At 63.2% G+C, this 18,736-nt stretch carries 14 protein-coding genes and 1 pseudogene; 8 read left to right on the top strand and 7 right to left on the bottom strand.

The features are described from left to right. Positions 1 to 121: 121 nt before the first annotated feature. From MPC4_RS03825 to MPC4_RS03835, 3 genes are all read right to left on the bottom strand, one after another. Positions 122 to 601 (bottom strand): YaiI/YqxD family protein, encoded by a 480-nt coding sequence (locus tag MPC4_RS03825; RefSeq protein ID WP_174511414.1) that lies wholly within the window; start codon positions 599 to 601, stop codon positions 122 to 124. A 21-nt stretch (positions 602 to 622) separates the two neighbouring features. Then, entirely contained in the window at positions 623 to 2,332 is a 1,710-nt protein-coding gene (locus MPC4_RS03830; protein WP_174511354.1) for a DEAD/DEAH box helicase, read from the bottom strand. 213 nt (positions 2,333 to 2,545) lie between these two features. Further along, positions 2,546 to 3,103, bottom strand: coding sequence for a DUF1269 domain-containing protein (locus MPC4_RS03835; RefSeq protein ID WP_174511355.1), 558 nt, complete (start codon positions 3,101 to 3,103; stop codon positions 2,546 to 2,548). Between the two features lie 308 nt (positions 3,104 to 3,411). Here MPC4_RS03835 and MPC4_RS03840 point away from each other — a divergent pair, with 308 nt between their 5' ends. Further along, on the top strand, positions 3,412 to 5,766 hold the full coding sequence (locus tag MPC4_RS03840; protein ID WP_174511356.1) for an Orn/Lys/Arg family decarboxylase: 2,355 nt from the start codon (positions 3,412 to 3,414) through the stop codon (positions 5,764 to 5,766). A 23-nt stretch (positions 5,767 to 5,789) separates the two neighbouring features. On the opposite strand, the gene MPC4_RS03845 is transcribed toward MPC4_RS03840, so the two are convergent. Then, positions 5,790 to 6,371 carry a GNAT family N-acetyltransferase gene (locus tag MPC4_RS03845; protein ID WP_174511415.1) on the bottom strand — a complete coding sequence of 194 codons (582 nt, stop codon included), beginning with the start codon at positions 6,369 to 6,371 and terminating at the stop codon, positions 5,790 to 5,792. Positions 6,372 to 6,430: 59 nt separating this feature from the next. On the opposite strand from MPC4_RS03845, the gene MPC4_RS03850 reads away from it, so the two are divergent. Next, positions 6,431 to 8,065, top strand: a complete 1,635-nt coding sequence (locus MPC4_RS03850; RefSeq protein ID WP_174511357.1) for an alpha-amylase family glycosyl hydrolase — start codon at positions 6,431 to 6,433, stop codon at positions 8,063 to 8,065. 32 nt (positions 8,066 to 8,097) lie between these two features. Here the strand turns inward: MPC4_RS03850 and MPC4_RS21455 are convergent, their stop codons facing one another. Further along, entirely contained in the window at positions 8,098 to 9,477 is a 1,380-nt protein-coding gene (locus MPC4_RS21455; RefSeq protein WP_174511358.1) for a DUF5666 domain-containing protein, read from the bottom strand. Then, the gene (locus tag MPC4_RS03860) at positions 9,474 to 10,346 is read right to left on the bottom strand and encodes a DUF6502 family protein (RefSeq protein WP_174511359.1); all 873 of its coding nucleotides are present in this window, start codon (positions 10,344 to 10,346) and stop codon (positions 9,474 to 9,476) included. Before MPC4_RS03860 ends, MPC4_RS21455 begins: the two co-directional genes overlap by 4 nt. Before the next feature lie 196 nt (positions 10,347 to 10,542). Here MPC4_RS03860 and MPC4_RS03865 point away from each other — a divergent pair, with 196 nt between their 5' ends. The 6 genes and pseudogenes from MPC4_RS03865 to MPC4_RS03890 all read left to right on the top strand — a co-directional run bounded on the left by MPC4_RS03865 (position 10,543) and on the right by MPC4_RS03890 (position 17,624). Beyond that, positions 10,543 to 10,746, top strand: a complete 204-nt coding sequence (locus tag MPC4_RS03865; RefSeq protein WP_174511360.1) for a hypothetical protein — start codon at positions 10,543 to 10,545, stop codon at positions 10,744 to 10,746. Positions 10,747 to 10,915: 169 nt separating this feature from the next. After that, a complete protein-coding gene (locus MPC4_RS03870; RefSeq protein WP_174511361.1) occupies positions 10,916 to 12,505 on the top strand; it encodes a glycosyltransferase in 1,590 nt (529 codons plus the stop codon). A gap of 182 nt (positions 12,506 to 12,687) precedes the next feature. Further along, positions 12,688 to 13,653 (top strand): HlyD family secretion protein, encoded by a 966-nt coding sequence (locus MPC4_RS03875; protein ID WP_174511362.1) that lies wholly within the window; start codon positions 12,688 to 12,690, stop codon positions 13,651 to 13,653. Next, a complete protein-coding gene (locus MPC4_RS03880; protein ID WP_174511363.1) occupies positions 13,650 to 14,780 on the top strand; it encodes an FUSC family protein in 1,131 nt (376 codons plus the stop codon). Before MPC4_RS03875 ends, MPC4_RS03880 begins: the two co-directional genes overlap by 4 nt. 198 nt (positions 14,781 to 14,978) lie before the next feature. Continuing rightward, entirely contained in the window at positions 14,979 to 16,001 is a 1,023-nt protein-coding gene (locus MPC4_RS03885) for an XdhC family protein (protein WP_174511364.1), read from the top strand. Then, positions 15,998 to 17,624, top strand: a pseudogene (locus MPC4_RS03890) (NTP transferase domain-containing protein). Before MPC4_RS03885 ends, MPC4_RS03890 begins: the two are co-directional and overlap by 4 nt. Before the next feature lie 64 nt (positions 17,625 to 17,688). Here MPC4_RS03890 and MPC4_RS03895 read toward each other — a convergent pair. Next, positions 17,689 to 18,534, bottom strand: coding sequence for a PPK2 family polyphosphate kinase (locus MPC4_RS03895; RefSeq protein WP_174511365.1), 846 nt, complete (start codon positions 18,532 to 18,534; stop codon positions 17,689 to 17,691). Positions 18,535 to 18,736 lie beyond the last annotated feature (202 nt).

Raw genomic sequence — 18,736 nt, forward strand, 5'->3', positions numbered from 1 at the left:
CTATAGATCACGATGATTTTGGACTGCTAAGTCCAAAATCATGAGAGGCGATGGATGCCCAAGGTTGGCGCATGATGGCGGTCCGAAAAGCCCCCAACTTTTCGTTATCATGCTATAGCCTTCAGCTGAAGCCGCTTCGGCGCAAACGCACAATGGCGAGATCGAGCGCCGACAGAAACGCCGATCGGTCTCGCGAAGAAAATGGCTTTGGGCCGCCGGTGATCTCGCCCTGCGAGCGCAATGCGTCGAGAAGATTGCGGGTGGCGAGCGCCTCGCCAACCGAGGCCTGCGTGAAGGCCTTGCCGGTAGGCGCGATAACGTCCGCGTTTGCTTTGACGCATCGGCTTGCGAGCGGAATATCCGAGGTGATGACGATGGCGCCGCGCGCCGCACGGCCCGCGATCCAGTCGTCGGCGGCGTCCGGCGTCGCATCCACAAGGATGCGCTTGATCCAATCCTCGCGGGGCGTCGCGATATAGCTATTGGCGACGACGAAGACCTTGAGCTTATGCCGTTCAGCGACCCGGTAAATCTCTGTTTTAACGGGACAGGCGTCAGCGTCGATATAGATCTCGATCGCATTTTGGGCGTCTTCCGCCACGTTTTGAGCGGCAGGCACCGTCTATTCCTTCGGGCGCTTGCCGCGCGGCGCCCTGTCCGGCGCAGCGTTCCGGTCGAAGGCGCGCGCGCCGCGCGGTTTCTCGGGAGCCCTCTCCGCTCCTTCCGCAGCCAGTTCAATGCGAATCGGATCGCCGTCAGGACGACCGACATTCGCGAGAAACTGCTTGGCGACGCTCTCAGACACCTCGAATTTTGTCTCGCGCTCGAAGATTCTGATCGCGCCAATATCCTGTTTCGTAATTTTGCCGCGCCGGCACAGCATGGGCAAAAGCCATTTCGGGTCGGCGTTCTTTTTCGCTCCAATATCGAGCCTGAACCAGACGCCTTGCGAACGCGAGCGCGGGCCTGACGGGCGCTCGAATCCCTTGCCCTCGCGCGGCGCCCGTGGCTCACGGCCCTGGCCGGGGTCCTGGACCTCTTCGGGGGCCGGAAGGCGGGAGCGATAAACGCGAACGAGCGCCGCTGCTATATCTTCGGCGGATCGTTCGTCGAGCAACGCTCGCGCCATGACGCGATCTTCGTCACTGCTTGACTCTGTCAGCAGCGGATCGCGCAGCAGGCGTTCCTGGTCGAGCTTGCGAATTTCGTCGGCGGATGGCGGCCCGCTCCAGACCGGCTGAACGCCCGCGATCGCCATTAACTGTTCCGCGCGCCGCCGGCGTGAATTCGGAATGAGCAGAACGCTGACGCCCTTGCGCCCGGCGCGGCCCGTGCGTCCGCTGCGGTGCTGCAGGATTTCGGCGTCATGGGGAAGTTCGGCGTGAATGACGAGGGCAAGGCCCGGCAGGTCAATGCCGCGCGCAGCCACGTCGGTCGCGACGCAGACCCGCGCGCGTCCGTCGCGCAGAGCCTGAAGCGCGTGGTTGCGCTCGTTCTGACTCAGTTCTCCAGACAGCAAGACAGCCGAGAAGCCGCGTTCCAGCAGGATCGCCTGAAGGTGACGCACGGCTTCTCTCGTATTGCAGAACACAAGCGCGCTCGGCGCCTCGAGGAGGCGGAGCACATTGACGACGGCGTGTTCGATCTCGTTCGGCGCGACGCGGATGGCGCGATACTCGATATCGGCGTGTCCGCTCTCGCCGCTCGCGACTTCGATGCGCGTCGCAGCGTGCTGAAATCGATTGGCGAGGCTGGCGATTCCCTTCGGCAAGGTCGCGGAAAACAGGAGCGTGCGCCGCTCCTTCGGCGTCGTTTCAAGGATGAACTCAAGGTCCTCGCGAAAGCCGAGATCGAGCATTTCGTCGGCTTCGTCGAGGACGACGGCCTTCAGTTTCGAGACGTCGAGCGCCCCGCGTTCGATATGGTCGCGAAGGCGCCCGGGCGTTCCGACCACGATATGCGCCCCCGCGGCGAGATCGCGCCGCTCGCGCCTCGGCTCCATGCCGCCAACGCAGCAAATCACGCGCGCGCCGGCGTATTGGTAGAGCCAGGCAAGCTCGCGCTGAACCTGAAGCGCAAGCTCGCGCGTCGGCGCAATGATCAGAGCCAACGGCTCGGCCGCTTGACCGAGCCTTTCGGCCTCGGCGATGAGATTGGGGGCGATCGCCAGACCGTAGGCGACGGTCTTGCCTGATCCCGTCTGCGCAGAGACGAGAAGGTCGCGGTTCGCGGCGTTGGCCTCCAGCACCGCTGTCTGAACGGGCGTCGCAGACTCATAGTTTCGCTCAGCAAGCGCGCGCGCCAGCGACGGGATGGTTGATAGAAACGCCAAGTCGCCGATTACCCTTCAAAACAGAGAATGCGCCGCCACGGACGCTCCCGAAGGCTGCTGCGCCCCGGCGATCCTGCGTCATACGTCGAATTTGCGCAAAGCGCCAATCTGTCCTCCGCGAGCGCGCAAATTCAATCTCGCCGCCCGGGGCGGCGCCGGCGTTCAGCGAGCGCTGATATGGTAAAGCTAACGATCGCTCGCAGGGGGGCGGCGTCAGGCGGTCACCGGGGCGGTCGCCGAAGGGGGCTGATCGTCGCCGGGCGGCGTTTGAACCGGCGCCGAAGCCGGCCTCCCAGCCAGCGCCGCTCGGATGGCGTCTTCCTTTGACTTGTCGAAGGATGTGCGCAGGACCGTTCCGCCAACGCCCTGAAGGTCGGCCAGAACCTTGTCGGTCGTCATTTTCTTGACCAGAACGAACAAAGCGGCGCCGCCCGGGGGCACTGCTTCTGCGACTTCCCGCATGAAATCATCGTTGATGCCGAAATCGGTCAGCGATCCGCCAAGCGCGCCCGAGGCGGCTCCGATCGCCGCGCCAACCAGCGGCAGGGCGAACAGCGTTCCGACCAGAAGCCCCCAAAATGTTCCCGAAAGGGCGCCGGCGGCGGTGGTGTTGATGATCTGGTTGAGCTTGATCTTGCCATCTTCATGCTTGACCGCGACGACGGCGTCGCCAAGCTCGATCAGATATTCTTTCTGCAACTCGAATAGTTTTTGACGCACTTCTTCCGCCTTCTGCTCCGAAGAGAAAGCGATCACGAGGAGATCATTCATTGGCGCGTGCTCCAGTGTTTATCAAAGAGTTTGGGCTGTAAGTGCTGTTTCGCCAGAGGCGACGGCTGGCGAAATGAACCGCCGCTGCCCGCCAATTGGCCGCTAGACTAACGCCAATCCCTTAATGATCAACACGCTTATCGGCGCGAGGCTGGAATTTTGCCGCGATCGGCAGCATTGGGGTGATCAAGAATGACGTTTTCACGACGTTTTTCACCGCGTTTTTAACGGCGCGCGCCTGCGCGGCCTCTGCTATGAATGCGCGCCGCGTCCTATGATTCCGACGCGGCCGCTGCCGGAGCTTTGTCATGGATTTCTTCAGACGGTTCACCTTCCTTGTCTGCGCTCCCGCTTTCGACGAAAGAGACCTCGAAGGGCTGCGGCTGCAACAGATCATCACCGCGATTGAACAGCATGGCATCGAGGTCGTCCGCGCGAGGCGGATGGAGGACGCCGAAATAGCCGTGCAAACCGACGCCGCGATCGGCTGCATGGTGATCGACTGGGGCAAGAAAGGCGTCGAAGGCAAGACCGCCGCGCTGATCAATCTCATGCGCCGCCGGGGCCTTGAAATGCCGATCGTCATGCTCGTGCGCCGCAAGCAGTTTGAAGACATACCAGTCGAGGTGCTGGATTATATCGACGGCTATGTGTTTCTTGCCGAGGAGACGCCTGAATTCATCGCCAAAAATCTTGTCAGCCGTCTCAAGCAATATGCGGACACGCTGAAGACGCCCTTCTTCGGCGCCCTCGTCGACTATTCCGAAGAAGGCAATCAACTGTGGACCTGTCCCGGCCACAATGGCGGGATTTTCTATAGCCGCAGCCCGATCGGGCGCATCTTTGTCGAACATCTTGGCGAGGCGATCTTTCGCGACGATCTCGACAATTCGGTCCTGGAGCTTGGCGATCTCTTGACTCACGAAGGACCGGCTCTTCGCGCGCAGAAAGAAGCCGCCGCTATCTTCGGCGCGGAGAAAACCTATTTCGTTTTGAACGGCACGTCGTCGTCGAACAAGATTGCGCTATCGGCCCTCGTGACCGAGGGCGATCTCGTGCTTTTCGACCGCAACAATCATAAGGCCGCGCACCACGGCGCGCTGACCATTTCGGGCGGCGTTCCGATCTATCTTGAGACCGATCGCAACGCTTATGGCCTCATCGGGCCGATCTATCCCGAGGCCCTGGACGAGACCCGCATCCGCGAAAAAATCCGCAATAATCCGCTCGTCACGGATAGCGAGGCTTGGCGCAGGGACCGGCCGTTCCGCGTCGCCGTGATCGAGCAATGCACCTATGACGGCACGATCTACAACGCCAACACGATCTTCGAAAGAATAGGACATCTTTGCGACTATATCCTGTTCGACGAGGCATGGGCGGGATTCATGAAATTCCATCCTTTGTACGCCGGCCGCTTCGCGATGGATCTGCGCGGCCTCGGTCCCGACGCGCCGGGGCTCATCGCCACCCAATCGACGCACAAACAGCTTGCGAGCTTCTCGCAGGCCTCGCAAATCCATGTGAAGGACAGCCATCTCAAGGGCCAGGACCGCTATGTCGGCCATCGCCGCTTCAATGAATCTTTTCTGCTCTACGCCTCGACCTCTCCGTTCTATCCTTTGTTCGCCTCGCTCGATGTCGGCGCGCAGATGATGAAGGGCCGCTCGGGCGAAGTCCTTTGGGACGACACCATCCGGCTTGGCGTCGAACTGCGCAAGAAGATCCGCGCGGTCCGGCGTGAGTTCGAGGAAAAAGAGAAGAATCCGGCGCGCAAATGGTTCTTCGACCCCTTCGTCCCCGATCGGGTCAGCCTGCCGGAAAGCGCAAGCGAGGGGCCGCGCGAGGTCGCGTGGGAAGATATACCGACGGACGAGCTGACCTCAAATGCGCGCTATTGGGAGTTCAGCCCCGGTGCGCGATGGCACGGGTTTACGCATGTCGCGGAAGGATTTGCGATCACCGACCCGAACAAGCTGACGCTTCTTACGCCGGGCTTCGATCGGGCGACGGGCGCTTACGAGGATCATGGCGTTCCGGCTCCCGTCGTCGCGCAATATCTGCGGGAAAATCGCATCGTCCCCGAAAAGAATGATCTCAACTCGCTGCTCTTTCTGCTGACGCCCGGCGTTGAATCGAGCAAGGCCTGGACACTCCTCAGCGCGCTTGTCGCCTTCAAAAAACTGCATGACGACAATGCGCGGCTCGTCGATGTCATCCCGGAATTCGTCAGGGCGCGGCCTTTACGCTACGCAGGCCTGCGGCTGCGCGACCTGTGCGGCGAGATGCATGCGTTCTATCGAAGCTGCGGCGTCAGCAAACTGCAGCGAGCCCAGTTCATGCCGGAGCACTTGCCGGAAATGGCGATGGCGCCGCATGATGCGGTGCGCCAGATGGTTCGCAACAAGGTAGATTATTTGCCGCTCGACCAGCTTGCGGGACGCATAGCGACGACGCTGTTTGTCGTCTATCCGCCCGGCATCGCGACGATCGTCCCCGGCGAGCGCATCGGAAATCGCGCGGCGCCTATGCTCGACTATCTCAAAATGTTCGAGCGAAGCGCCAATCTCTTTCCCGGATTTGAAGCCGAGATTCAGGGGCTCTATCGCGAGATCGAGCCGGACGGCTCTATCCGGTTTTATACCTATGTGGCGCGGGAATAGCTCTCGTTGGCGGCGCTCCGATTTCAATGCATCGTCTGCGCGCCGCCTTCGTCCGAGGCGTTTTCGAGCTTGCCCGGAAGCGAGTTGTTTCCAGGTCCGAGAGGTCGCTGCAAGAGGACCGTGTCGGTCCATCGTCCGAATTTGAAGCCGACCGATTTCAAAAGGCCGGCGCGCTCGAAGCCCGCCGCCTCGTGCAGACGCAGCGAAGGCGCGTTGGCGCTGTCAACGTAACAGATCATCTGGCGGTAGCCGGCGCCGGCGCAGGCCTCGATCAAAGCCGGCAGCAATTTGCGGCCGACGCCGGAATTAAGATGATCTTTATGCACATAGATCGAGTGCTTGACGGCGTAGCGATAGGCTGGACGCTTCAGAAATGGAACGGCGTAAGCGTAGCCGATGACGACCCCGCCGAGTTCGGCGACGATGTGGGGAAGACGGCGTTTCAACATCGCCTTGCGGCGGCGCTTGATGTCGTCCGGATGCAAAGGCTCGGCATTGTAATCGCCGAGGCCGTTCTGGATATGATAGGCATAAATGTCGACCATGAAGGGAACGTCCTGCTCGGTCGATGGGCGCACGATGACAGGAAGCGGCTGGTCGAGCATGGGCAAAACGTCCGGCGTAAGATTGCCCGCCCTATCGAACATTGAGAGATGAAGATTTTATGACGGCTGCTTCGAGCTCGCCCCGGAATCCTTCGACGCCCGGAGCCTGGTGGCGCGACGGCGTGATCTATCAAATCTATCCACGCTCCTTTCAGGACTCGAATGGCGATGGCGTCGGCGATCTCGAAGGGATCAGACGGCGGCTCGATTATCTTGTCTGGCTTGGCGTCGACGCGATCTGGGTTTCGCCTTTCTATCCGTCGCCGATGTATGATTTCGGCTACGACGTCTCCGATTATTGCGGGGTCGACGCCATCTTCGGATCGCTCGAAAGCTTCGACGCTCTGGTCGCCGACGCCCATGTGCGCGGGCTGAAAGTCATCCTTGATTTCGTGCCGAACCATAGCTCGATCGAACATCCCTGGTTCAAGGAGAGCAGGTCAGGGCAGGGGCCCAAGACAGATTGGTACATCTGGCGCGACGGTGCGCCGGGGGGCGGCCCTCCCAACAACTGGATCAGCAATTTCGGCGGCTCCGCCTGGACCTTCGATGAAGCGCGCGGCCAGTATTATTACCACGCATTCCTGCCCGAACAGCCGGACCTTAATTGGCGCAATCCCGAAGTGCGCGCCGCCATGCAGGACGTGCTGCGGTTTTGGCTGCGGCGCGGGGTCGACGGCTTTCGCGTCGACGTGATCTGGCATCTCATCAAGGATGAGGCCTTGCGCGACAATCCGAAAAACCACGCATGGACGCCGAAGCAACCGGAAATCGAACGCTTTCTGCAAATTCATTCGGCGGATCAACCCGAGGTTCATAGCGTGATCGCGGGGATGCGCGGAGTGCTGGAGGAGTTCGGCGATCGTCTCCTCATCGGCGAAATCTATCTGCCGATGCAGCGGGTGGTCGCCTATTACGGCGAAGCGTCGGAGAACGGCCTTGGCGGCGCGCATCTGCCATTCAATTTTCAGCTCATCGAGGCGCCGTGGATCGCAACAACGCTTGGCGAGATGATCGAAGTCTATGAGGGCGCGTTGCCGCCCGGCGCCTGGCCGAACTGGGTGCTCAGCAATCACGATCGCCCGCGCATCGCGGCGCGCGTCGGGCCGCGGCAGGCGCGCGTGGCGGCGATGCTGCTTTTGACGTTGCGCGGCACGCCGACGCTCTATTATGGCGATGAACTCGGAATTGAAAATGTCGAGATTCCTGAGAGTCGAATCCGCGATCCCTGGGCTTTGCGCGAGCCGGGCCTCGGCGTCGGACGCGACCCTGAGCGCACGCCGATGCAATGGGACGCAGGCCCCTTCGCCGGTTTCTCGACGGATCAGCCCTGGCTGCCCCTGACGCCGGACTGGCCCCAGCGCAATGTCGCGGAATTTGGCGCCGACCCAACCTCTATCCTATCGCTCGTGCGCGCGCTTTTGCGTTATCGCCGCGCGAGGCGATCGTTGTCGCGCGGGAAGTGGCGCCGACTTCCATGCGGCGGCGATCTGCTCGCCTATGAGCGGCGCGATGAAGGCGAGCGAACGATTGTCGTGCTGAATTTAGGCGCCGCCGCGCAGGTCTGGCCGATCCCGCCGGATTTGCCAGAATTGAGGATCGTGATTTCAACGAACTGCGATCGGGCTGGCGAAGCCTCGCGTGGTTCGTCGATCCTTCGCGCCGACGAAGGACTGATGTTTGACGCCTCTTAAATGACGCCCTTGGCTTGCGGGCGAACGATGCTCTAAGGCCGACCGCCCCCGGGACCGGCGCCGCCCCCGGGACCGGCGCCGCCGCCAGGGCCAAAGCCCCCGCCAGGACCGCCAAATCCTCCCTGCGCCGGACCGCCAAATCCTCCGGGGCCCGGGCCGCCCGTGGGGCCGCCGAAGCCGCCCGGAGCTCCAAAGCCCGCGGCGCCCGGCCCTCCGCCGGGGGGGGCAAATCCGCCTTGACCAGCAGGGTTCGCGATGCCCGCGCCTTCGCGCGTCCCAAAGCCGCCGAGGGCTCCCGGGCGTCCCGGCGCGGTTGACCCGCCGGGATTCTCAAAAGACCCGTGAGGGCCGAGCGGCGTTAGATGCCGCGATCCGGGCGAGCCGACGCCATTTGGCGCCCCAGCTTTGCCGCCGCCTGGACCATTTGATCCGCCATTCGATCCGGCATTGCCTGGCGGCGGCCCTGAGTGGCCGGGCTCTCCGGCGCCGCCGCCAAAGCGCACAGAATTGACGCGCCATTCGCCGCCACGGCCGACCCCGGTTTCGAGTACGGCGAGCACGGTCCGGTTAAGAGGCAGCGCGGCGATGGCGCCGTCATCGACGGGCAATCCCGACCCGAGGCGCAATCCATTGCTTTGCCGTTCCACGTAGGCTTCGATCGAAAGCTTGGACACGCCGCTTCCGATCAGGGTGCGCTCGCTCTCGCCGTGGGCGACGTCGAAGGCGCCATCGGTCAAGCGCCCGCGCAACACCGCGCGTTGACCGATAAGGCCGGGATCGACGCGGGTGAGTTTGAGGCCTCCGACCATCGGCGAGCCGTCGGCGGCGATTGCAATGGGTCCGGCGACCTGTTCGAGGCTCGTCCCACGTTTCTCGATGAGGCTCGCGACAATCGACCCGTCCGGCCGCCGCAGACCGCTGACCGCGACATGATCGCCGACGCTCCACCGCCGCTGCGCGGGGGGCAGGCTGGCGATCGACACGGTTTGGCTCAGTACCGTAAGGCTTTTGGCGCCGGCGTTTTCGACGCGGCCGACAACCTCGCTGGTGACGTTGATGCGACGCGTCGAGAAATGATTGTCGTCCGCGACCGCGACGACGCGCACCACCTGGCCGATCTTGAGGGCGGCCGCGGAGGCGTCTTCGCCGTCGATTTTGACGGTCACATCCTTCGGATAGGCGATGCGCAGATCATTGACGATAATGCTGCCAAAGCGCCGGATCGTCCCGATGACGCCGGTGCCGCCGATGCCGCGATCGCCGTCATCCTCGTTTCCCGAGGTCGCGCCGGTGCCGCCAATGCCCTGATCGCGCGGTCCTGCGATGCCGCGCGGCGCCCAGCCCGCGACGCCGGGCAGCGCCGCGAAAATGGCAAGAAAGCTTCTGCGGCTTAATGGAGGCGGGACGCTCAAGACGCCTTGTCTCCCCGGGCCTCGATCTGCGGCGCGTCCTCGGCGGAGGCGTCCTCGTCGCGATAGATATAAACCCCCATGATCCAGCGGTGACGGCCGCCGGGATCCTGCGCGCAAGCCGCATGGGCCTCGCGATTAGCCTCCTGCAAGGCCGCTACGGCGATTTCGCGGGAGCGTTTCTCGAGGCTCTCGGCCAAACCGTCCGACAATCCATCGTAATGCACCGCCCGCTCCAGGAAGCGCGGGCCTTCGCCGAGCACATTGGCGACCGCCGCCGCAACGTGATCATGCAGATTGCGTCCAAAATAATAGAGCTGCTGATCCGAGCCGCCCTGCGGCACGAAGGCCGACTCGGCGAGGACAATGCGGCCGTCGGCGTCAATCTCGACGAGCTTGCGGTCGAGCCATTCGTCGAGCACGGCGCGCGGGCGAACGTCGCGCGTGACGGATGCGACAAGAGCCTCGAACGAAGGCTCTGCGCAGCCTTGATCGGCGGCGCGCGCCAGGGCGAGCGGGCGGCCCTCGGAGTCGGTGAATTCGGGCGCGGCGAGCCAGCGCGCAATGATGCGGCTCGCGCGCGAAACGGCGGCGGGCGTGGCGCTGATCGGCGCGCCGGCGCCGCGCAGACGACGCACTTCCTTGCGGTGAATGCCCGTGAGGAGGCTGACGCGGCTGTCTGTCTGCTCCTTATCGGGCAGGGCGAAATCATATTCCGCGACGTTCACGTAAAGCTCACGCAGAAGATCGACGAGGCCGGGAAAGGTCATTCCGCTCCGGATGAACAGCCGAACGAGCGGGCGCAGCAGTCGGGCGATCGGTGCGTGCAGCCTGTCTGCGCTCGGCGGCGCGTTGTTTCGCGGATGATCCATTGATTGACCGTATGACGGAAATCGGTGTGGGACACAATCCCACAAATCGCATTGACGTGGGAAAATTACCCACGTAATGTCTGCGTGTGAAATATTCCCACGCAAGGAGCCGCCATGCTGCGCAGTTTGTTCTTTTGCCCATGAGACGGTCGCGCGACGTTATCCACGCCCCCGCAGGGACGACACGCACGCCGCAATGCCGCAGTTCTCTCTCCACATCCGGGCGTTGTGGCGGGGCGTGTCTTTTGCCGTCGCAGCGATCGTGCTGATCGCGCCTATGGCGATTGCGGCGCGCCACGCTGAGGCCGAATTGACGCTGACGCGCGCCTGGCCGCTTGACCTCTCAGCCGCGCGGGTTGGCGGCGGCGCAACCTTCCCCATGTCGAGCGCGTCCGACTGAAACATACGTAAAAACAGATACATAACGGGACGAATAAGGCTTTTGGACGGCTGAAAGGATTTCGGACGCCCTAAGCGCCCTTCGATCAAACCGAGCAACGGCCTTGCGCGACCGCCCGCTATCACGCGGCGGCGAATGCGGGCGGTCGCCCATCTAAAGGACATGTCAGATGCTTGTTCATCTCTCGCAGACCATCGGCGCTCACACAGCTGGACTCTCGGGCGCGGCGGACCTTCTAGGTTTTGCCTTGACGCGTGCTTTGCGTTTGCCGCTTGCGTTGCCCTATGCGGTTCGCACGTTCCTCCTTGCGTGGCTGACGAATGCCGCTCTCAAGCTTGCTCCGGCGATGGGCGGCCCGCGTTTGTCGGTTGACGAGAACGAGCGGGACGCGCGCGGGAGCTTCGGAACTGGCCGGGCCAATGCCCGCCGGCGCTGCGCCAGCAGCGCGCCGGCCGCTCTGGAAGCGTCGGCTCCGCGCATTTATGTCGATCTGACCGACGTTCTTTGCCACGCGATCTGGCACGATACCTGCGCTGGCATTCCGCGCGTCCAGCTGGAGATCGCGACACGCCTTTTTTCAATGAATCCGGCTGTTTGCCTCTTCGGTCTCCATCGCAAAAAATGGTGCGAACTCGGCGCCTTGCTGAAAGAGGCGGATGGCGACATCGACAAGGCCTTTGCGTTGCTCAAGGAAACCTTCTCGGATTTCAAATTCAGCCGCGAGGGCGTGCGACGCCTCATTACGAGGCGCCGGCGGCGGCTGCCCATCCCTCACCACGCCTCTATGCCGGACGTGAAGGCGCAGGACAGCCTGTTCATCGGCGGCGCGTTCTGGCTCAACAAAGGGATCGCCGATCTCTGCGAACGGACCGCCGCCAACAGCGCCAATCTGATTGTGCTGTTCCATGATTTGATCCCGCTTTCGATGCCGGCTTTCACCGGCCATGATTTCTCGCGGCAATATCGCGAGGCGCTGCGCCTGCCCGCGCATTTCGTCGTGACCACCGAATTGAACCGGAGCGAACTGAAACGGGCGAGGCGCGAGATCGATCAATCGCCCGCGCGCACATGCTCTTCGGTCGTGCCGCTGGCCGACGAGTTTCCGGGTTCGGAACGCAACGAACGCGCGGGCTTGGCGTCGCCGCGGCTCGCAATTCTGGAAGGCCGGGATTTTGTCCTCTGCGTCGGGACGATCGAGATCCGCAAGAACCATCACGCTCTCCTTGGCGTCTGGAACGAACTCGCGGAGGAGCGTGGCGCCGCCCTGCCAAAACTCGTCGTCGCCGGACGGCGCGGCTGGAAAGCCGAGGCGACCTTGATGCAGCTTGAGGCGCTGGCTCAAGGCGGCCCCGTCGTGTTCATCGAGGCGCCCACCGATGATGAACTGCGCTGGCTCTACGCTTCGTGCCTCTTTACCGCATTTCCGAGCTTCTTCGAGGGGTGGGGATTGCCGGTCGGCGAAAGTTTCTGGTTTGGCAAACCATGCGCGGCGTCGAATTCGAAGTCGATCGCGCCGGTCGCCCGCGATCTTTGCGTATCCTTTTCTCCGCATCATCGAGAGGACATGAAAGAGGCTCTCCAGCGGCTTTTGAACCCCTCGACGCGTCGATTGTTTCAGCGCCGCATCGAAGCGGCTCCCCTGCGCAGATGGTCGGAAGTCGCCACCGACATCGAGACCCTGATCGCCGAGCGCCGTCCGGTGAGCGATCCGCTCACCGCCCGCGCGGAGGTTTCTCCTCTGGAAAGCTCCGCCGCGTAGCTCCTGTTTTGAAGCATGACGTTGATCCAGCGTCCTGCTCCAGGAGCGCTTAACCAACAGATCGTCAGGTGCGGCGAGATCGCCGACGCGCCCTTCGCTTCGCGACGAGAATGCCGTAAACTGCGCTGCAACGGCCACTCGACCCCGCGCGGGTTCGCAGCCGCAGGGAGTTTAGACGCAGCGTGACGCGAGCATACCGCCTTGCCCTGATCGCCGCCGCGTTCATTGCGCTTTTCGCGCTCTATGAAGCCGTCACCAGCTTTGTCGCCTACACGGACGACGCTTACGTCCGTTCCGACCTCGTCGCGGTGGCCCCGCAAGTGACGGGCCGGATCATCGCCGTCCACGTGGCCGATAATCAATGGATCAAGGCGGGTGATCCGCTCATCGAAATCGACCCGGTTCCATTTCAACTCGCCGTCAATCAGTTCGCGGCCGAGATCGATGAAGCGAAGGCGCAGGTTCAGGTCGATCAAGACTCGATCGCAGCCGCGAACGATGCAGTCAAGGCGGCGGTATCGGCGCTCGCCCTCGCGCGAATCACGCAGCAGCGCGCAGCCCGCCTCAGCGCGGTCGATGACGTGTCTCAAGCGACCATCGACAGGGCCGATGACGCGCTGAACCGGGCGCAGGCGGCGCTATCCTCGGCTCAATCCGCCGTCGCCGCAACGAGAGCGACCGCCGTCATGCATCAAGCCTCCCTGCGCAAGGCGGAGGCGGAAATGGCCACCGCCGAGTGGCGGCTGGCGCGCACCAAAGCGCCCGCGCCGATCGACGGCGCGATCAACAATCTGACCGTGCGGGTTGGAGATACGGGGACCGCGAACGAGCCGCTGATCGGCATTGTCGCCGCGACGGGCTGGCGCATCATCGCCAATTACAAGCAGGATTACATCCGTCATTTCAAGATCGGCGCAATCGCCTGGGTGTGGCTCGATTCAGAGCCTTGGCGGCTGCATCGCGCGCGCATCGCGGGCGTTGCGCGAGGCATCAGCCGCGAGGAGGGCGCGGACAAGCTTTTGCCTTACGTCGCGCCGACGACGGACTGGATCCGCTTGCAGCGGAGGTTTCCGGTCACGCTGACCCTGATCGATCCTCCCGCCAATCTTTATATGGGCGCCGACGCCCGCGTGGCGATCTTTCCGTGAACGTCCTGACGACGGCGGTGGCGCGCGAGGCGCGAGGCTTCTTCGACTTCCTCGATGCGCTGATCGCGGATCTGAAGGAGCTGAGTTTCACGGGACCGCGGGCGAGGTTTTCCGCCAGCGCCGCCCTATCGGTCGGTCTCGCGACGGTCATCGCGCTGGCGATGCATGTCGATAACGTCTGGTGGGCGGGAATCAGCGCTTTCATGTCCAGCCAGGCGACCCGCCCCGCCTCCGTCAAGAAAGGCGCCCTGCGCATCATCGGGACGGTGGCTGGCGCCTTGATCGGGGTGGCCATGGCGTCGTGGCTCGCCTATGATCAGGTCGCCTGTTGCGTTTTTCTCCTGCTCGCGACGTCGCTCGGCATGCTCGGATTTCAGCTGAGCCCGCATGGCTATGCCTGGCTGCTTGGCTCGATCACGTTCAACTTGATCGTCCTGACATCGCTGACCGCACCCGCCGGGACGTTCCATTTCGCCGCCTATCGGGTCATCGAGGTCGTTATCGGCGTCTTCGCGGCCGTTCTGCTCGCTTTCCTTCTCGAGCCGCGAGACGGTGGCCCGGAGCCGGCGAAGCCCCCTGGCTGGCGCGCGGTTTTCGGCGCGCATTGGCCGGCGGCGCTGCACGCCCTGAGAAGCGGCGTCACGGTGATGCTGATCCCGCCGGTCTGGGCCTGGTTCGAGTTGCCCAGTCTGTCGCAAATGGCGATCACGATCGCGGCCGTCATGGCGGTTCCGGCGCCGTCCGATACGGCGCGCGATCCAGGCCGCATCATGGTGGTCCGCGCCATCCACCGCTTGATCGGCTGCTCTTTTGGCGGACTCATCGCGCTTGTCTGCCTCGCCCTGCCGCTGACGCAGTTTCTGCCTTGGCTTATGACGCTGTGCGCGGGCGTCTGGGTTGGGTCGCATGTTCAGGCCAGTCCGCGCGCCATCGGCTATGTCGGCACGCAAGCGGCGATCGTGTTCATCATGACGCTCGTGCAGGGATTCGGGGCGCCGACGAGCATCTGGCCCGGTCTCGAGCGTCTCGGGGGCATCTTTTTCGGGCTTTTGCTGCTGCTTGCCGTTTCGCTCGTGATGGCGGTGCTTGAGCCAAATCCATCCGAGACGGCGGAAACTCTCGATTGAGCATCATTTCCGAAAACCGGGCGCCGATTTTCGGATAAATGGATGCCGGGGTAAAGCTTCCCAAGCGCCGTTTGCCGGCGCAGGCCTTGCTTGGCGCCGCTGTCGCGTTTTTGATATCAGCATGATAGCCAAAACCTGCACAATTCTCGGCCGGCGCCCTATATTGTCCTTGAAATTTGTCCGAACAGAAGGTCCGCCATGCTGGCGTCGGATGACGATATTCTCCTCGAGGCGGAACGCTGGACGTCTGCCGGACGCGCCCTCGCCATAGCCACCGTGGTGGAAACCTGGGGCTCCGCGCCTCGGCCGGTCGGCAGTCATCTCGTCGTCGACGACGAAGGCAATTTCCTCGGCTCGGTCTCCGGCGGCTGCGTCGAAGGCGAGGTGGTGACGCAGGCGCTGGCGGCGATCGGGGCGAAGAGCCGGCATATGCTCGAGTTCGGCGTCGCGGACGAGACCGCCTGGAGGGCGGGCCTATCCTGCGGCGGCCGCATAAAGGTTCATGTGCGCCCGCTTGATGCGGAAATCCTCGAACGGATCAATGCCGAACGCGCGGCGCGGCGCCCTTGCGCGACTGTGACCGATCTTGGCTCCGGCGCTGAGCGGCTGGTTCGGTCGGACAATCTGGCCGCCGATGCTTTGGCGGAAAAAGTGGCGGCGCAGCTGCGCCGGCGGGAAAGCGGCCTCGCGGAAGAGGATGGGCGAGCCGTCTTCATCACCGTTTACGCGCCCCCCGCGCGCATCATAGCGGTTGGCGCCGTGCATATTTCGCAGGCTTTGGCGCCAATGGCGCGGCTTGCGGGCTTCGATACCGTCATCATAGATCCGCGCACGGCCTTCGCGACGGCGGACCGTTTTCCGGGCGCCGAACTCGTCGCGGAATGGCCGCAGGACGCATTCGCCTCGGTCAGTCTCGATGCGGCGACGGCGATCGTGCTGCTCACGCATGAACCGCGCATCGATGACGAAGCCCTGATCCGGGCTTTGCACGCGGATTGTTTTTATATCGGGGCGCTCGGATCGCGAAAGACCCATGCGCGGCGGCTGGAGCGTATGCGCGCCGCCGGTTTCAGTGAGGCTTCGCTTGGCCGCATTCACGCGCCGATCGGGCTCGACATCGGCGCGCGCAGCCCATCCGAGATAGCCGTCGCCATTCTCGGCGAAATCATCGAGGCCCTGCGCCGCGGTCCGCGCATGGCGCAATCCGGACGCGCGGCATGAGATTTGGCCCGGTTCTGGTTGAAAAGGCCGAAGGCGCCTTGCTCGCTCATGCCATCAGACGTCCAGGATTGAACTTGAAGAAAGGCGAACGCATTGGCGCGGATCATATCGCCGCGCTGAATGCCGCGGGCGTCGCCGAGATTATCGTGGCTGAGATCGAAGCCGGCGACGTCGAGGAGAATGTGGCGGCCTTACGCATCGCGCGACGGCTTGCCGGAACTCATCTTCGCCTCGATAAAGCCTTCACCGGCCGCTGCAACCTGATCGCCGAACGCAGCGGGATTCTTGTCGTGGACGCGGCGGCTATCGATCGCGTCAATGTCGTTGACGAAAGCGTCACCGTCGCCACCTTGCCGGTGTTTCAAAAGATTATCGCGGGCGACATGGCGGCGACGGTGAAGATCATTCCTTTCGCCATTTCCGGCGCGATTCTCGACCGGGCGATCGCGAGCGCGGGCGAAGCGCCGCTCAGGATCGCCCCTTTCCAGCCACTGCGCGTCGGCGTCGTCTCGACCCTGCTGCCGGGATTGAAAGCGTCGATCGTCGAAAAGACGCTCGACGCGCTCAGGGCGCGGCTGCTTGGCGCAGGAGCGACCATCGCGCTCGAAGAGCGCGTCGGACATGAGACCCGCGCTCTTGTCGGCGCTCTCAGCCGCGTTGTGCCCTCAACTGATCTCATCATCGTCTTTGGAGCCAGCGCGATCACCGATCGCCGCGACGTTATCCCAAGCGCGATTGAGAAGTCGGGCGGCCGCATCGTGCATTTCGGCATGCCCGTCGATCCAGGTAATCTTCTTCTCATTGGACATTTGCCGGGCTTGCCGCCAAAGCCGATCATCGGCGCCCCGGGCTGCGCGCGCTCGCCGAAGGAAAATGGTTTCGACTTCGTTCTGAACCGACTGCTGGCGGGCCTCGACGTCGGCAGGGAAGACATATGCCGCATGGGCGTCGGCGGCCTTCTGGGCGAGATCAAGTCGCGCCCGCAACCGCGGCAGGCCGGCGATGGCTGAAATCGCCGCCATCATCCTCGCCGCGGGCCGCTCGACGCGCTTTTCAAAGGACGCCCCGGAAGCGACAAAGCTCGTCGCCGTCTTGCGCGGCAAGCCGCTCGTGCGCCATGTCGCCGAGGCGGCGTTGCGATCCGTGGCGCGTCCCATCGTCGTCGTCACCGGCCACCGCCGCGCCGAAGTCGAGGCGGCGCTGCAAGGGCTCGATCTGTCCTTCGCCATCAACCCCGATTACGCCGCCGGCCTTTCGAGTTCGCTGAAGCGCGGCGTCGCGGCCTTGCCGACGGCGAGCGCCGGCGCCTTGATCCTGCTCGGCGACATGCCTCTCGTGTCCAGCGCCTTGATCGACCGGCTCATCGCCGCTTTTGAGCGCGCCGCCGACGCCGCGCCGCAAAATCCGCTGGCGGCGGCGCCGAGGCGGGGAGGGGTTCGCGGCAATCCGGTGCTGCTCAGCCGGGCTCTTTTCCCGGCCGTCGCAAAGCTCGACGGCGATCGCGGCGCGAGGGCTTTGATCGATTCCATTGGCAAGCGTCTCGTCGAATGCGATGTCGAGGATGAAGCCGCGCTGATCGACATTGACACCAAAGACGCGCTACGGCGCCTGGAGCTGGATTAGGCTCGATCTTGCCGCTTTTGATCCGGCGATCTTCGCGGGGAGAGCACGGAAGTCGTGGATGCGATCATTTCCCGGCTTTCTCTGCGAGCAGGGCGGCATGATATTTTCGTCTGATGTCGTCGAGATCGACGGAGGGCTTTGGAAAGCGCATGCCGAGATCCTCCAGCGCATCAGCGACGATCGTCGAGATGGCGACGTCGCGAAACCATTTGTGGTTGGACGGGATGACATACCAGGGCGCGCGCATCGTGCTGGTTGCGTTCAGGGCCTCCTCGGTCGCTTTCACATAATCGTCCCAGAACGGCAGCTCGGCGTAATCGGCCTCGCTGATCTTCCAATTGCGCTCAGGATCGAGGAGGCGTTTTTCGAACCGGGCGAGCTGTTCCTCCTTACTGATATGCAGGAAGAACTTCAAAATCGTCGCGCCATTCTCGGCGAGCAAGGTTTCGAAGTCACGGATGCGCGCAATGCGGTCGATGACCGTTTTTTCGTCGATGAGCTTGTGCACGCGCGTAATCAGCACGTCCTCGTAATGCGAACGGTTGAAGATCGCCACCCATCCCTTGGTGGGCGCATGGGGATGCACGCGCCAGAGAAAATCATGCGCCAGTTCGACGGACGTCGGCTCCTTGAAATTGGCGACGGCGACGCCTTGCGCATTGAAGGATGCGAATGCGCGGGCGATCACGCCATCCTTGCCGGCGGCGTCAGTGCCTTGCAGGACGATCAGAAGCGAATGCTTTTTCTCCGCATAGAGCAGGTTCTGCTGGTGCGCGAGCCTTTGCCGCGCGGCCTCCAGCACATCCGCCGCCTGCTGCTTCGACTCGACGCCGGGCGTTGAAGCGGGGTCGAGATCGTTCAGTTTGAGCTTTCGATCGGGTTCGACAAAGAATGTCTTGCGATAGTCCATCTATGCCTCCGGCGCGATTGATCCAGGTTCGCGCAGCCTGATTGTCGCCAGCGTATCCTTGTGAGATTGCGCCGAATCGGACGAGCGGGTCAGCTTATGCGCTCCATCGCCATTCCGCGATCGTCCGATGCGGCGTCAACACCCGGTGGGAGCCGATTTGTTCCATAGCGTCCGCGAGAATTCACAAAAGATGCTCCAAACA

Origin of the sequence: Methylocella tundrae, assembly GCF_901905185.1 — a bacterium.
Lineage (GTDB): Bacteria > Pseudomonadota > Alphaproteobacteria > Rhizobiales > Beijerinckiaceae > Methylocapsa > Methylocapsa tundrae.